Origin of the sequence: Streptomyces lucensis JCM 4490, assembly GCF_014650035.1 — a bacterium.
Taxonomy (GTDB): domain Bacteria; phylum Actinomycetota; class Actinomycetes; order Streptomycetales; family Streptomycetaceae; genus Streptomyces; species Streptomyces lucensis.
The window spans coordinates 279,094-294,023 of the sequence record NZ_BMUE01000005.1 but is presented as its reverse complement, the minus strand read 5'-3'; the positions used below and the strand labels follow the sequence as shown (position 1 = coordinate 294,023).

General features: G+C 71.5%; 14 protein-coding genes. 3 read left to right on the top strand and 11 right to left on the bottom strand.

Annotation, left to right across the window (positions count from 1 at the left end; translation table 11 throughout):
* Positions 1 to 7: 7 nt before the first annotated feature.
* From ruvA to pgsA, 9 genes are all read right to left on the bottom strand, one after another.
* Positions 8 to 613 (bottom strand): Holliday junction branch migration protein RuvA, encoded by a 606-nt coding sequence (ruvA, locus tag IE177_RS14590; RefSeq protein WP_190015744.1) that lies wholly within the window; start codon positions 611 to 613, stop codon positions 8 to 10.
* The gene (ruvC, locus tag IE177_RS14585) at positions 610 to 1,140 is read right to left on the bottom strand and encodes a crossover junction endodeoxyribonuclease RuvC (RefSeq protein WP_190015743.1); all 531 of its coding nucleotides are present in this window, start codon (positions 1,138 to 1,140) and stop codon (positions 610 to 612) included. The genes ruvA and ruvC overlap by 4 nt, the downstream gene beginning before the upstream one ends.
* Before the next feature lie 138 nt (positions 1,141 to 1,278).
* Positions 1,279 to 2,031: a YebC/PmpR family DNA-binding transcriptional regulator gene (locus tag IE177_RS14580; protein WP_190015742.1), complete on the bottom strand. Its 753-nt coding sequence runs from the start codon at positions 2,029 to 2,031 to the stop codon at positions 1,279 to 1,281.
* A 49-nt stretch (positions 2,032 to 2,080) separates the two neighbouring features.
* Positions 2,081 to 2,686 carry a pyridoxal 5'-phosphate synthase glutaminase subunit PdxT gene (pdxT, locus tag IE177_RS14575; RefSeq protein ID WP_190015741.1) on the bottom strand — a complete coding sequence of 202 codons (606 nt, stop codon included), beginning with the start codon at positions 2,684 to 2,686 and terminating at the stop codon, positions 2,081 to 2,083.
* A gap of 13 nt (positions 2,687 to 2,699) precedes the next feature.
* The gene (pdxS, locus tag IE177_RS14570; protein WP_190015740.1) at positions 2,700 to 3,605 is read right to left on the bottom strand and encodes a pyridoxal 5'-phosphate synthase lyase subunit PdxS; all 906 of its coding nucleotides are present in this window, start codon (positions 3,603 to 3,605) and stop codon (positions 2,700 to 2,702) included.
* Between the two features lie 148 nt (positions 3,606 to 3,753).
* Positions 3,754 to 4,296, bottom strand: a complete 543-nt coding sequence (locus IE177_RS14565; protein WP_190015739.1) for a LemA family protein — start codon at positions 4,294 to 4,296, stop codon at positions 3,754 to 3,756.
* Between the two features lie 56 nt (positions 4,297 to 4,352).
* A complete protein-coding gene (locus tag IE177_RS14560) occupies positions 4,353 to 5,516 on the bottom strand; it encodes a glycosyltransferase family 4 protein (RefSeq protein WP_190015738.1) in 1,164 nt (387 codons plus the stop codon).
* The gene (locus IE177_RS14555) at positions 5,513 to 6,421 is read right to left on the bottom strand and encodes a phosphatidylinositol mannoside acyltransferase (RefSeq protein ID WP_190015737.1); all 909 of its coding nucleotides are present in this window, start codon (positions 6,419 to 6,421) and stop codon (positions 5,513 to 5,515) included. Before IE177_RS14555 ends, IE177_RS14560 begins: the two co-directional genes overlap by 4 nt.
* Positions 6,418 to 7,149: a phosphatidylinositol phosphate synthase gene (pgsA, locus tag IE177_RS14550; RefSeq protein WP_190015862.1), complete on the bottom strand. Its 732-nt coding sequence runs from the start codon at positions 7,147 to 7,149 to the stop codon at positions 6,418 to 6,420. The genes IE177_RS14555 and pgsA overlap by 4 nt, the downstream gene beginning before the upstream one ends.
* Before the next feature lie 244 nt (positions 7,150 to 7,393).
* On the opposite strand from pgsA, the gene IE177_RS14545 reads away from it, so the two are divergent.
* Positions 7,394 to 9,592 carry an elongation factor G-like protein EF-G2 gene (locus IE177_RS14545; RefSeq protein WP_190015736.1) on the top strand — a complete coding sequence of 733 codons (2,199 nt, stop codon included), beginning with the start codon at positions 7,394 to 7,396 and terminating at the stop codon, positions 9,590 to 9,592.
* Between the two features lie 210 nt (positions 9,593 to 9,802).
* A complete protein-coding gene (locus IE177_RS14540; RefSeq protein WP_190015735.1) occupies positions 9,803 to 11,449 on the top strand; it encodes an AbeC-like domain-containing protein in 1,647 nt (548 codons plus the stop codon).
* 150 nt (positions 11,450 to 11,599) lie between these two features.
* Here IE177_RS14540 and IE177_RS14535 read toward each other — a convergent pair whose 3' ends face one another.
* The gene (locus IE177_RS14535) at positions 11,600 to 12,160 is read right to left on the bottom strand and encodes an HIT family protein (protein WP_190015734.1); all 561 of its coding nucleotides are present in this window, start codon (positions 12,158 to 12,160) and stop codon (positions 11,600 to 11,602) included.
* Between the two features lie 67 nt (positions 12,161 to 12,227).
* Here IE177_RS14535 and IE177_RS14530 point away from each other — a divergent pair, with 67 nt between their 5' ends.
* Complete coding sequence (locus tag IE177_RS14530) at positions 12,228 to 12,890, top strand: potassium channel family protein (RefSeq protein WP_190015733.1); 663 nt, start codon at positions 12,228 to 12,230, stop codon at positions 12,888 to 12,890.
* Positions 12,891 to 12,917: 27 nt separating this feature from the next.
* On the opposite strand, the gene thrS is transcribed toward IE177_RS14530, so the two are convergent.
* Positions 12,918 to 14,894 (bottom strand): threonine--tRNA ligase, encoded by a 1,977-nt coding sequence (gene thrS / locus IE177_RS14525; protein WP_190015732.1) that lies wholly within the window; start codon positions 14,892 to 14,894, stop codon positions 12,918 to 12,920.
* Positions 14,895 to 14,930: the final 36 nt, after the last annotated feature.

Genomic DNA, 14,930 nt, shown 5'->3' with positions numbered 1-14,930 from the left:
GAGCAGGTCAGCGGGCTCGGTTCAGGGTCTGCAGGGCGGCCTTCAGCAGCTGTCCGACCTGCGGGGTGCCGCCGGCGGCCTCGGCCCGGGGCGCCACGGCGGTCACGGCCTCGTCGGCCTCCCGGGTGGCGTAGCCGAGGCCGATGAGGGCCGCGTGCAGCTGGTCGCGCCAGCCCTGGCTGACGGGGGCGCCCACCGCGGGGGCGCCGGTCGGCTCGCCGAGCCGGTCCTTCAGCTCCAGCAGGAGTTTCTGGGCGCCCTTCTTGCCGATGCCGGGCACGGCGGTGAGGGCCTTCTCGTCCCCGGTGGCGACGGCCCGGCGCAGCGCGTCCGGCGTGTGCACCGCGAGCATCGCCTGGGCGAGCCTCGGCCCGACGCCGCTGGCGGTCTGGAGCAGTTCGAAGACCTGGCGCTCGTCGTCGTCGGCGAAGCCGTACAGCGTCAGGGAGTCCTCACGGACGACCAGGGAGGTGGCCAGTCTGGCCGGCCGGCCCGTCCGCAGTCCGGACAGGGTGTTCGGGGTGCACTGGACGGCGATGCCGATGCCGCCCACCTCGACCACCGCGGAGTCGGGGGCGAGGGCGGCGACCGGTCCGCTCACGAAGGCGATCATCCCGTACGGCCTTTCGAGGTGTGCAGGGCGACGGCCTGCTGGAGTCGGTTCTGCGCGGGGGCGCGCCAGATGTGGCAGATGGCGAGTGCGAGGGCGTCGGCGGCGTCGGCCGGCCTGGGCGGCGCGGCCAGCCGGAGCAGGCGCGTGACCATGGCGCCGACCTGCGCCTTGTCGGCGCGTCCGCTGCCGGTGACGGCGGCCTTGACCTCGCTGGGTGTGTGCAGGGCGACGGGTATGCCCCGGCGCGCGGCGCACAGCATGGCGACCGCGCTGGCCTGGGCGGTGCCCATCACGGTACGGACGTTGTGCTGGCTGAACACCCGCTCCACGGCGACGTACTCGGGCCGGTGTTCGTCCAGCCACGTCTCGATGCCCTGCTCGATGGCGACGAGGCGGTGTCCCAGCTCGGCGTCCGTCGGCGTCCGGACGACGCCGACACCGACCATGGTCAGCGGGCGCCCCGCCACCCCCTCGACGACGCCGACACCGCACCGGGTCAGGCCGGGGTCCACCCCCAGTACACGCACAGGCCCTCCCCTCTCCGCTGCGACCGGCAGTTCGCGGTGATCCACGACTGTCGACAGGCTAACCGCCGCCACTGACAACGGCGGCGGGCCGGTGGACGTGTTCCACCGGCCCGCCGAGCCGCTCGGTCCGCGGCAGCGTTACGCGTCGACCTTCTCCATGATCTCGTCGCTCACGTCGAAGTTGGCGAAGACGTTCTGCACGTCGTCGCTGTCCTCGAGCGCGTCGATGAGCTTGAAGATCTTCTTGGCGCCCTCCTCGTCCAGCTCGACCTGGACGGACGGCACGAAGCTGGACTCGGCGGAGTCGTAGTCGATCCCGGCCTCCTGCAGGGCGGTGCGGACCGCGACCAGGTCGGTGGCCTCGCTGATGACCTCGAAGGTCTCGCCCAGGTCGTTGACCTCCTCGGCACCCGCGTCCAGGACGGCGCCGAGGACGTCGTCCTCGGCCAGCTCGCCCTTGGGGACGATGACGACGCCCTTGCGGCTGAACATGTACGACACCGAGCCCGGGTCGGCCATGTTGCCGCCGTTGCGGGTCATGGCGACGCGCACGTCGGAGGCGGCGCGGTTGCGGTTGTCGGTGAGGCACTCGATGAGCACCGCGACACCGTTCGGGCCGTAACCCTCGTACATGATCGTCTCGTAGTCGGCGCCACCTGCCTCGAGACCGCCACCGCGCTTGATCGCGGAGTCGATGTTCTTGTTGGGGACCGACTGCTTCTTGGCCTTCTGGACGGCGTCGTAGAGGGTCGGGTTGCCGTCGAGGTCCACGCCGCCCATGCGCGCCGCGACCTCGATGTTCTTGATCAGCTTCGCGAAGAGCTTGCCGCGCTTGGCGTCGATCACGGCCTTCTTGTGCTTCGTCGTGGCCCATTTAGAGTGGCCGGACATCTGCCTGTCTCCTTCGCGTAACCCATCTCTGCAACGAACTCCAGAGATCCTACAAGGACTCCGGTGTCCGGTAGGCGCGCACCATGTCGACGAACAGGGAGTGCACGCGGTGGTCGCCGGTCAGTTCCGGGTGGAACGACGTGGCGAGCGCGTTGCCCTGGCGGACGGCGACGATGTGGCCCTCGTGCTCGGCGAGCACCTCGGCCCCGGCACCCACGGACTCCACCCAGGGAGCGCGGATGAAGACGCCCTCCACAGGATCGCCCGCGACGCCCCGTACGTCGACCGCGGCCTCGAACGACTCGTTCTGGCGCCCGAAGGCGTTGCGGCGCACGATCATGTCGATGCCGCCGATGGTCTCCTGGCCCGAGCGCGGGTCGAGGATCTTGTCGGCCAGCATGATCATGCCGGCGCAGGTGCCGTAGACGGGCATGCCGTCGCGCACGCGCGCGCGGAGGGGCTCCATCACTCCGAAGAGGACGGCCAGCTTGGAGATGGTGGTGGACTCGCCGCCGGGCAGGACGAGGGCGTCCACCTCGGCGAGTTCCTCGGGGCGCCGTACCGGCCTGGCCACGGCGTCGGCCGCGGCCAGGGCGATGAGGTGCTCCCGTACGTCGCCCTGCAGGGCCAGGACGCCTATGACGGGGGTGTTCATGCGGTCCGTCGCCTTACCAGCCGCGGTTGGCGTAGCGCTCGGTCTCGGGCAGGGTGTCGCAGTTGATGCCGACCATGGCCTCGCCGAGGTTGCGGGAGGCGTCCGCGATGATCTTCGGGTCGTCGTAGAAGGTGGTGGCCTTCACGATGGCGGCGGCGCGCTTGGCCGGGTCGCCGGACTTGAAGATGCCGGAGCCGACGAAGACGCCCTCGGCGCCGAGCTGGCGCATCAGGGCGGCGTCCGCCGGGGTGGCCACGCCGCCGGCGGAGAAGAGGACCACCGGGAGCTTGCCCAGCTCGGCGACCTCCTTGACCAGCTCGTAGGGGGCGCGCAGCTCCTTGGCGGCCGCGTACAGCTCGTGGTTGTCGAAGCCGCGCAGCTTGGCGATCTCGTTCTTGATCTGGCGCAGGTGGCGGACGGCCTCGACGACGTTGCCGGTGCCGGCCTCCCCCTTGGAGCGGATCATCGCGGCGCCCTCGGCGATGCGGCGCAGGGCCTCGCCCAGGTTGGTGGCGCCGCACACGAACGGCGTGGTGAAGGCCCACTTGTCGGAGTGGTTGACCTCGTCGGCCGGGGTGAGGACCTCGGACTCGTCGATGTAGTCGACGCCGAGGGACTGCAGCACCTGGGCCTCGACGAAGTGGCCGATCCGGGACTTGGCCATGACCGGGATCGAGACGGCGTCGATGATGCCCTCGATCATGTCCGGGTCGGACATGCGGGCCACGCCGCCGTCCTTGCGGATGTCGGCGGGGACCCGCTCCAGGGCCATGACGGCGACGGCGCCCGCGTCCTCGGCGATCTTCGCCTGCTCCGGCGTGACGACGTCCATGATCACGCCGCCCTTGAGCTGCTCGGCCATACCGCGCTTCACGCGGGCGGTGCCGGTCTCGGGAGCCTGGTTGTCGGTGGTGGACACGGGTGACCTCACTGATGTGAAAGAGACGTTCTGCACCCGTGAGGAAACGCGAGTGGACCAGGCCACAGCAAGGGCCAATGGCAAGCCGGTGGATCCTTTTCGGCTCCGCGCCGGCTCCGCGCCGGGCCCGGGCAGGGCCCGGGGCCGGTCAGGAGGCGCGCTCCACCAGGGCCGCGGGCGGCTCGTCGTCCATCTCGACGGCCAGCGGGAACGGGGCGTGACCGGCCAGCCGGAACCAGCGGACCTTGCGGTGCTCACGAAGCCGGCGGGCGGCCCCGACGGCGTCGTTGTGGAAGCGGCGGGCCATCGGGACCCGGCGGACGGCCTCGGCCAGCTCATGGGCCGCGTCCTCACCGCCCGGCGCCTCCCGCAGGGCCTCCACCTGCGCCGTGTCCGCGAAGACCGCGCGCAGGGCCTGGCTCAGTTCGCTCTCGGCGACCTCGCGCTGCTCCTCCTCGGCCTGCCGGGCCGCGTGGGCGGCCTCGTACAGCACGATGGAGGCGGCCGGGTCCAGCACGCCCGAGGTCGCCAGTTCCTGTGCCACCGAGGCCCGGCGCAGCAGCTGGGCGTCGAGCGCGGCCCGGGCGGCGTCCATGCGCACGTGCAGCCGGTCCAGCCGCCCGGCCGTCCAGCTCAGGTACACGCCGATCGCGACGAGCGCGACGAGGATCCAGATGAGGGTTGCGGTCACGGCGGAAGGCTATCGGGACCCCTTGCCCGTGCCGCCGGGCCGGGTCGTCCCCGGGCTCAGTCCCGGGCCAGCCCGAACCGGGCCCGCAGTCCGCTCGTCCGCTCGTCCGCCGCGACGGCCGCCGCTCCGGCCGTCACCGTCTCGTAGACGGACAGGATGTCCGCGCCGACCGTCGACCAGTCGAACCGCCGCACGTGGGCGCTGCCCCGCTCGCGCAGCTCGGCCAGCCGTGCCGGGTTCCCGAGCAGGCGCACGGCCGCCGCGGCGAGCGCGTCCGCGTCCTCGTTGGCGAAGAGCTCCCCCGCCCCGCCCTGGTCGAGGACCTGCACGAAGGCGTCCAGGTCGGAGGCGAGGACGGGGGCCCCCGCCGACATCGCCTCGACCAGGATGATGCCGAAGCTCTCGCCGCCGGTGTTGGGGGCGACGTACAGGTCCACGCTGCGCAGGAAGCGGGCCTTGTCCTCGTCGCTGATCATGCCGAGGAACTCCACGCGGGAGCGCAGTCCGGCGGGCAGGTCCGCGACGGCCGCCTCCTCGTCGCCGCGTCCGGCGACCAGCAGGCGGGCGTGGGGGCGGGCGGCCAGGATCGCCGGCAGCGCCCGCATCAGCACCGGCAGGCCCTTGCGGGGCTCGTCGATCCGGCCCATGAAGCCGATCGTGTCGCCCTGCCATTCGGGCTTGGGCTCGGCCTTGCCGAAGAAGTCCACGTCGACGCCGTTGGGGATGACCACCGCGTCGCCGCCCAGGTGCTCGACCAGGGTGCGGCGCGCGTACTCGCTGACCGCGATCCGCGCGCTGATCTTCTCCAGCGCGGCCTGCAGGATCGAGTACGCGGCGATCATCGCGCGCGACCGCGGGTTGGAGGTGTGGAAGGTGGCGACGATGGGTCCCTGCGCCGCCCAGCAGGTCAGCAGGCCGAGCGAGGGAGACGTCGGCTCGTGGATGTGGACCACGTCGAACTTGCCCTCGTGCAGCCAGCGCCGTACCCGCGCGGCGGACAGGAAACCGAAGTTCAGGCGGGCCACCGAGCCGTTGTAGGGCACCGGGACCGCGCGGCCGGCCGAGACGACGTACGGCGGCAGGGGCGTGTCGTCGTCGGCGGGGGCGAGGACGGACACCTCGTGGCCGAGCCGGATGAAGTACTCGGCGAGGTCACGGATGTGGAACTGGACGCCACCGGGCACGTCCCAGGAGTACGGGCAGACGATCCCGATTCTCACGCGGGTCCCTTTCCGGGGTCGAGGTCGGCCAGCCACAGACGCTGGAGCATGTGCCAGTCCTCCGGGTGATCGGCGATCCCGGTGGCGAAGGCGTCGGCCAGTGCCTGTGTCATGACGGACGTCTTCTCGGTCCGCGTACCTGACCGCGGTACCTCGATCGGGGGATGCACCCGGCCCTTCATGACCGGCGAGTCGTCGTACCAGAGGGTGACGGGCAGCAGCAGGGCGCCCGTCTGCTGCGCGAGCAGGGCCGGTCCGGCGGGCATCCGGGCCCGGTCGCCGAAGAAGTCGACCTCGACGCCTGAGGCGGACAGGTCGCGGTCGGCGACCAGGCAGACCAGGCCGCCGTCGCGCAGCCTGCGGGCCAGCGTGCCGAAGGCGGAGCCGCCGCTGTGCGGCAGGACCTCCATGCCGAGGCCCTCGCGGTAGGCGACGAAGCGGTCGTAGAGCGTCTCGGGCCTCAGCCGCTCGGCGACCGTGGTGAACGGTGTCTCCAGCGCGGTGGTGACCCAGGCGCCTGCCAGGTCCCAGTTGGCCAGGTGGGGCAGGGCGAGGACGACGCCACGGCCGGAGGCGAGGCCGTCGGTCAGGTGGTGGAGGTCCTTCGGCTCGAAGCCGGCTCTGACGCGCTCGGCGCTCCAGGCCGGCAGCCGGAAGGACTCCATCCAGTAGCGCAGGTACGAGCGCATGCCCGCGCGCGAGAGCTCGGCGAGGCGCTCGGCCGTGGCGCCGGGGACCACGCGCGCGTAGTTCGACTCCAGCCGCAGCACACCCTTGCCTCGCTGCTTCCAGGCGAGGTCGGCGATGGTCCGCCCGAGGCGGACCGCGGCGGGCTCGGGAAGTCTCTTGACGGTGCTCCAGCCGAGCCCGTACAGCGCGTCGGTGAGCCGGTCGGCGGTGCTCACTTCGCCGCCTCGCTCCCCCGGGACGCGTCCTCCCGAGCGGCCACCGCCTCCGCCTCGGCGGACTCGCGGCGGACGGTGACGACCCGCTGGATCAGCGTGACGAGGCTGCCGACGGCGACGATCCACAGGGCGACGGGCAGCAGCCACTGGATGCCCGGCACGCCGAACTTGTGCAGGCCCGCGAAGCCGGCCGCCACCAGCGAGATCACCAGCCGCTCGGCGCGCTCGACGAGCCCGTTGACGGCCACCGGCAGGCCGATCGACTCGCCGCGCGCCTTGGTGTACGACACGACCTGGCCGCTGGCCAGGCAGAAGATCGAGACGGCGCACAGGACGTTGTCGTCGCCGTTGCCCGCGTACCAGAGCGCGAAGCCGCCGAAGATGGCGCCGTCGGCGACCCGGTCGAGGGTGGAGTCGAGGAAGGCGCCCCAGCGGCTGGAGCGGCCCAGCTGCCGGGCCATGTTGCCGTCGACCAGGTCGGAGAAGACGAACAGCGTGATCACGACCGTGCCCCAGAAGAACTCGCCCATGGGGTAGAAGACCAGCGCGCCCGCGACGACACCGGCCGTGCCGATGAGCGTGACCGCGTCGGGGCTGACGCCCCGGCGGATGAGAAACGCGGCGAACGGCGTGAGAACACGCGTGAAGAAAGCACGCGCGTACTTGTTCAGCATGGCCTTCCCGAGGGTCGGTGTCGCCGCGGCCCTGGTGACCTCCGGCTGGCCCATCGTAGCCACGCGCGGGTGCGCGTGACGGGCGGGCACCGGTACCCGGGGTCCGGGCCCGTCCGCGGCCCCGCTCGCGGTGCCGTTCGCACTCCCGTTCGCGAACCTGTCCGGGGTCCTTCGTATGGACGCGGCATGACGGGAGTGGAAAGCTCGAATAACCGCGGGCGTCGCCGGAGCCGCCAGTGCACGCGGGTCCCGCGTGTCCGCGCCCACAGTGACCTCACCGTGCACGGGAGGCAAAATCATGGGCGACAAGACACAGACACACCCCGGAGCCGCCGGCAGGGCTCTGGCGGCCGACCGTCCCACGTCCGTACGGAACGTGGTGCTGGTCGGCCACAGCGGATCGGGCAAGACGACCCTGGTGGAGGCCCTCGCGCTGACCGCCGGGGCGGTGAACCGGGCGGGCCGCGTCGAGGACGGCGGCACCGTCTCCGACTACGACGACATCGAGCACCGTCAGCAACGCTCCGTACAGCTCTCCCTGGTGCCGGTCCCCTGGGACGGCATCAAGGTCAACCTCCTCGACACCCCCGGGTACGCCGACTTCGTCGGGGAGCTCAGGGCCGGTCTGCGCGCCGCGGACGCGGCCCTCTTCGTCGTCTCGGCCTCGGACGGGGTGGACGGCTCGACCCGGATGGTGTGGGAGGAGTGCGCGGCCGTCGGCATGCCCCGCGCGATCGTGATCACGCACCTCGAGGCCGCGCGCGCCGACTTCGAGGAGACGACCCGGATGTGCGCGCAGGCCTTCGGCGGCGACGACCCGGACGCCGTCCTGCCCCTGTACCTGCCGCTGCGCGGCCCCGAGGGCCCCGACGGGCACGCGCCCGTGACCGGCCTGGTCGGGCTGCTGTCACGCAAGCTCTTCGACTACTCGACCGGCGAGCGCAAGGAGTCCGAGCCGGGCGAGGACCAGCTCCCGGACATCGAGGAGGCCCGCAACCGGCTCATCGAGGGGATCATCGCGGAGAGCGAGGACGAGACCCTCATGGACCGCTATCTGGGCGGCGAGCAGGTCGACGTCAAGACGCTGATCGAGGACCTGGAGCGGGCCGTCGCGCGCGGCACCTTCTTCCCCGTCCTGGCCGCCGCGCCCGCGGCCGAGGGCGCGCGGCAGGGGCTCGGCACCGTCGAGCTGCTGGAGCTGGTCACCCGCGGGTTCCCGACCCCGCTCGAGCACCCCCTGCCCGGCGTCACCACCGTCGACGGCGAGCCACGCGAGCTGAAGCCCTGCGACACGGACGGCCCGCTGGTCGCCGAGGTCGTCAGGACGTCCTCCGACCCCTACGTCGGCCGTGTCTCCCTGGTCCGCGTCTTCTGCGGCACCCTGCGCCCCGACCGGATCGTGCACGTCTCGGGGCACGGCCTGGCCGACCGCGGCCACGAGGACCACGACGTCGACGAGAAGATCGGCGCCCTGTCGATGCCCTTCGGCAAACAGCAGCGCCCGGTGACGCACGCCGTCGCGGGCGACCTCGTGTGCGTGGCCAAGCTGAGCCGTGCCGAGACGGGCGACACGCTCTCCGCCAAGGAGGATCCGCTCCTGATGGAGCCCTGGCGGATGCCCGACCCGCTGCTGCCGATCGCCATCCAGGCGCACAGCAAGGCCGACGAGGACAAACTCTCCCAGGGCCTGTCCCGGCTGGTCGCCGAGGACCCGACGATGCGCCTGGAGCAGAACCAGGACACCCACCAGGTGGTCCTGTGGTGCCTGGGCGAGGCCCACGCGGACGTGGCCCTGGAACGGCTGCGCAGCCGCTACGGCGTCCAGGTCGACGTCGTGCCGCACAAGGTCTCGCTGCGGGAGACGTTCGCGAACAGGGCCGCCGGGCGCGGCCGGCACGTGAAGCAGTCCGGCGGGCACGGGCAGTACGCGATCTGCGAGATCGAGGTGGAGCCGCTGCCGGGCGGCTCGGGCATCGAGTTCGTGGACAAGGTGGTCGGCGGCGCGGTGCCGCGGCAGTTCATCCCGTCCGTCGAGAAGGGCGTACGGGCACAGGCCGCCAAGGGCGTCGCCGCCGGGTACCCGCTCATCGACGTCCGGGTGACGCTGCTGGACGGCAAGGCGCACTCGGTGGACTCCTCCGACGCCGCCTTCCAGACGGCCGGCGCGCTCGCGCTGCGGGAGGCCGCCGCCGACGCGAAGATCCATCTGCTGGAGCCGGTGGCCGAGGTGACCGTGCTGGTCAACGACGAGTACGTGGGTCCCGTGATGAGCGATCTGTCGAGCCGGCGCGGACGGCTGCTCGGCACCGAACAGGTGGGCTCCGGACGGACGTTGATCCGGGCGGAGGTGCCGGAGTTCGAGATCGGCCGGTACGCCGTCGACCTGCGCTCGCTGTCGCACGGCACGGCGCGCTTCGACCGGTCCTACGCCCGGCACGAGCCGATGCCGCCGCAGATCGCCGAACGGATTCGCGAACAGGCCGGGGACGGCGCGTAGTTCCCGGCGGTCCGGCATCGCACGGGCGGGTGGCTTCGGCCGTCCGCCCGCGCGTCGCCGGTGGTGGCGGATACGCTGATCACCTGATCAGGCGGTGCCGCAGCCGTCCGGTAATGGTGCGGTCCCGGCCTGACGACCGGTTCAACAGGTGTGCGGGGCAGGGAAGTCGGGAAGGCCGCAGGAGCGACGCCGGCGGTGATGGGGGCGGGAATGTCGTTGGGAACGGAGTGGGACGGGCCCCAGGTGCCCGTCGCGGGCGACGGGCAGCAGGCGGCGACTTCCGCGCTGGCCTCGGCGGCGTACCGGGACAGCCCGGTCGAGGAGATCAAGAAGGCGGACAACGAGTGGCACCAGTCGACCGTCAAGGCCGGCAGGATCAAGCTTTTCCGGCCGAATCTCGGTGAGTCCTTCGCTCGGGCCGTGGCCGACCGGGTGCTCGCCCCCGGCCGCGCGCCGCTCATCCAGTCGTTCGGCTCCGAGCCCCAGTTCGTCGTGGAGCACTGTCTCGCGGCCAACAACATCCGCCGTGAACGCGACAACCGTCTGACGGCTGTCACGGTCGTGTGCGGTCTGCTGTTCCTGCCCGGGCTGATCGTCTGGCTGCTCGTCTTCCAGCTGCGCATGTTCGTCGCGAAGCGCGACGACAAACGCGCCGGGCCGCTGGCCACCGCCCTGCTCCTCGGCGTCGGCCTCCTCGCCGCGCTGTTCCTGGTCAAGATGCCGTTCGGCGGCTTCTGGGCGTGGTACGCCCGTGCGGCCGTCGTCGCGCCCGTGCTGGGCTGGTTCTGGGCCAGGCGGATCTGCGAGAGCAGCGCCCGGGACCTGAGGGCCCGCTGGGACGGCCTGCTCTCCGGCACCAGCGTCGGCGCCAAGGTCCCGGAGGCCGTGCCTCGCGGCCCGGGCCAGACCGCCGCGGAGGAGCTGCGCCAGTCGCTGGCCCGGCTGACCGCCGAGCAGCAGTCCAACGCGGTCTTCTACGCCGGTCCCAAGGGCATACTCGGCATGGGCACCCGCTGGGGCGCCTGGCAGCTCGCCGAGGACCTGGTGCCCGCCGACCCCGGCCGGGAGATCCACCCCTTCCGCAGCTGGGACGTGGTCCGGGCGATCCACGACCAGCTGACCCTGCTGGAGCGCGGCCCGCTGAACACCGGCGGTTTCCCGAAGCCGTCGATACGGCACTGGATCGTCACGCCGATCGGCGAGAAGGCCACGGCGGTGGCCCGGCCGGAGGGCACCGACGTCGAGGCCTTCCAGGTCAAGCCGCACGCCATACAGGACATCTGCAACAAGCAGCAGTTCGGCAGCGGTGACCGGCACTACCTGGGCGTGCAGTGGACGCTGTGGGACGGCCAGCTGGTGATCACCATGCTGATCACGGTGACCGTGCTGCACCAGACGCTGCGCATCGAGGTCACCGGGCACGCGCTGGGGCCGGTGAACTCGCTGTTCACCACGAAGCCGGAGGCGCCGACCAAGGAGGTGTCCAAGTCCCTCAAGCCCTGGGAGACCCGGACCGTCAAGCTCCCGCTGGTCGGCACCGACGAGGTGGTACGGCTGGCCGCGCGTGCCCCGCTGACCTGGTACCCGCCGCTGCTGAAGTGGCTGGGCGGTTCGCTCGTCCTGCCCGAGCCGTTCGGTCTGCGGCACGCCTGGGCCGACCAGCCGTGGCGGCACCGCTTCATGGCCGACGACGCGCTGCGCGCGGCCACGCCGGTGCTCCGGGTGGTCCACTCGGCGGCGATCAAGGTGCTGGAGGAGAACGGCGTGGACACGGAGAAGTTCGGGGCCCGCTCCACGTTCCTCAGCGGCAACGTCCAGGACCCGACGCCGCGGAAGGCGGACCTGTACGAGGCGTGAGCCCCCGGCGGTTCGGCGGGGGCGGTGGGACCGGTGCCGGATCGGTGGCGGTGGGTCCGGGGGCCGGCGCCCCCGGAGCCCCGCTCCGGCCCTGGACGGGCCGCGTCCTCGAGCGCCGGACGGGGCCGGCGGTACCGGCCCGGTGCCCCGTCAGGCCGTCGGCCAGGACTCCGCCAGCATCTTGCGGGTGTCCGCCAGCAGCTGCGGCAGCACCTTGGTGTGGCCGACCACCGGCATGAAGTTCGTGTCGCCGCCCCAGCGCGGGACGATGTGCTGGTGCAGGTGGGCGGCGATGCCGGCACCGGCCACCGTGCCCTGGTTCATGCCGATGTTGAAGCCGTGCGCGCCGGACGCGGTGCGCAGGGCGGTCATCGCCTGCTTGGTCAGCTCGGCCAGCTCGGCGGTCTCCGGCCCGGTCAGGTCGGTGTAGTCGGCCACGTGCCGGTACGGCACGGTCATCAGGTGCCCGCCGTTGTAGGGGTAGAGGTTCAGAACGGCGTACACGTGCTCGCCGCGGCGGACGACCAGGCCGTCCTCGTCGGACTTGGCCGGGATCGAGCAGAAGGGACAGCCGTCCTCGGCCCCCGGACCGGTCGGCTTGTTCTCGCCCTGGATGTAGGCCATCCGGTGGGGCGTCCACAGGCGCTGGAACGCGTCCTGCGTCCCCACTCCGATCTGCTGCTCCGGCTCAGTCGTCATGCTAGGCAGCATATGGCTTCGCCCGTTCGCGGCGTGTCGCCGGGGCTCCGGGCCGGCCCCCACCGGCCAAGCTGGGCCGGTGGACGTCGACAGCCCCGCGGCTCGCTGGGAGCAGCGCACCGAGATCCCCCTCTTCGTGGCGTCGCTGGTCTTCACGGCCGCCTATGCCACCCGTGTCCTGGCCGTGAACCTGTCGTCCGGCTGGCGGGGCCTGTGCCTGGCCTCGATGCTCGCGCTGTGGCTGGTGTTCGCCGTCGACTACCTGGTGCGCTGGCGGCTCGGCGGGCAGCGCTTCCTGCGGTTCGTCACGACACACTTGCTGCACACGCTGGTGGTCGTCCTGCCGCTGCTGCGCCCCCTGCGGATCGTCCCGCTGTACGACGTCGTGCAGCGTCGGCAGGGGGACCCCCGGCTGTCCCTGTACGCACGCGTGATCGCCTACGCGAGCCTGTCCACCCTGCTGCTCGGTTTCTCCGGCGCCCTCGCGGCCTACCAGCAGGAGCGCGGGGCGCCGGGTGCCACCATGCGGACGTTCGGGGACGCCGTGTGGTGGGCCGCCTCGACCCTCAGCACGGTCGGCTACGGCGACGTCACCCCGGTCACCACCCTCGGCCGGGTGATCGCCACGGGGATGATGGCGTGCGGGCTCGGCCTGCTCGGCGCGGTGACGGGTTCGTTCTCGTCCTGGCTGATGCAGACCTTCTCCCGCGAGGGAGACAGGGAAGGGCCCCCGGGACGGTGATCCCGGGGGCCCTCGGGCACAGGCGGTTCAGACCTGGGCCCGCTCCTCCACGACCGTCGCGATCTTGGCGATGGCCTCGTCGAACGGGATGCCGTTCTCCTGGGAGCCGTCGCGGTAGCGGAAGGACACCGAGCCGTTCGACATGTCCTCGTCGCCCGCGATGACCATGAAGGGCACCTTCTGCTTCTGGGCGTTGCGGATCTTCTTCTGCATGCGGTCCGAGGAGGAGTCCACCTCGACGCGCAGTCCCTTCCTCCGGGCCGCGGCGGCGAACTTCTCCAGGTACTCCACGTGCCCGTCGCCGATCGGGATGCCGATCGCCTGGACCGGGGCGAGCCAGGCCGGGAAGGCGCCCGCGTAGTGCTCCAGCAGGACGGCGAAGAAGCGCTCGATGGAGCCGAACAGCGCGCGGTGGATCATGACCGGGCGCTGCTTGGAGCCGTCCGGGCCGGTGTACTCCAGGTCGAAGCGCTCGGGCAGGTTGAAGTCGAGCTGGATGGTCGACATCTGCCAGGTGCGCCCGATGGCGTCCTTCGCCTGGACCGAGATCTTCGGGCCGTAGAAGGCGGCGCCGCCCGGGTCGGGCACCAGGGGCAGGCCCTGCTTCTCGGCGACCTGGCGCAGCGTCTCGGTCGCCTCCTCCCAGACCTCGTCCGAGCCGACGAACTTCTCCGGGTCCTTGGTGGACAGCTCCAGGTAGAAGTCGGTCAGGCCGTAGTCGCGCAGCAGGCCGAGGACGAAGGTGAGCGTCTTGTCCAGCTCCTCCGACATCTGCTCACGGGTGCAGTAGATGTGCGCGTCGTCCTGGGTGAAGCCGCGGGCACGGGTGAGGCCGTGCACGACGCCCGACTTCTCGTACCGGTACACGGTTCCGAACTCGAACAGGCGCAGCGGCAGTTCACGGTACGAGCGGCCGCGCGCGTCGAAGATCAGGTTGTGCATCGGGCAGTTCATGGGCTTGAGGTAGTAGTCCACGCCCTCGTCGAGCTGCATGGGCGGGTACATGCCCTCGGCGTACCAGTCCAGGTGCCCGGACGTCTCGAAGAGCTTCCCCTTCGTCGCGTGCGGGGTGTAGACGAACTCGTAGCCCTCCTCCTCGTGCCGGCGGCGCGAGTAGTCCTCCATCACCCGGCGGACGATGCCGCCCTTGGGGTGGAAGACGGCGAGGCCGGAGCCGATCTGCTCCGGGATGGAGAACAGGTCGAGCTCGTTGCCGAGCTTGCGGTGGTCGCGCTTCTCGGCCTCGGCGAGGAAGTCGAGGTACGCCTTCAGCTCGTCCTTGGACGGCCAGGCGGTGCCGTAGATGCGCTGCAGCATCGGGTTCTTCTCGCTGCCGCGCCAGTAGGCGGCGGCGTTGCGCATCAGCTTGAACGCCGGGATCAGCCGGGTGGAGGGCAGGTGCGGACCGCGGCAGAGGTCCTTCCAGCACAGCTCGCCGGTCTTGGCGTCGAGGTTGTCGTAGATGGTCAGCTCGCCGGCGCCGACCTCGACGTCCGCGCCGTCGTCGTGCGACGCCGAGCCCTTGAGACCGATCAGCTCCAGCTTGTAGGGCTCGTTCGCCAGTTCCTCGCGGGCGGACTCGTCGGTCACCACGCGGCGGGCGAACTTCTGCCCGCGCTTCTGGATCTCCTGCATCTTCTTCTCGATGGCCTTGAGATCCTCGGGCGTGAACGGCTTCTCGACGTCGAAGTCGTAGTAGAAGCCGTCCTTGACGGGCGGGCCGATACCCAGCTTGGCGTCGGGGAACAGCTCCTGGACGGCCTGGGCCATGACGTGCGCGGTGGAGTGGCGCAGGATGTTCAGGCCGTCGTCGGAGGAGATCTCGACGGCCTCGACCTCGTCGCCGTCGGACACCTCGTACGCGAGGTCCTTCAGCTCGCCGGCCACGCGCGCGGCGATGATCGAGCGCTCGCCCGCGAAGAGGTCGGCGGCCGTAGTGCCCGTCGTCACCACGCGTTCTTCCCGCTCGGAATCGCGTTGGATGATCACACGGACGTCTGACACCGGTCTCTCCTGACTGAAGGTGGGGGCGGCGCCATA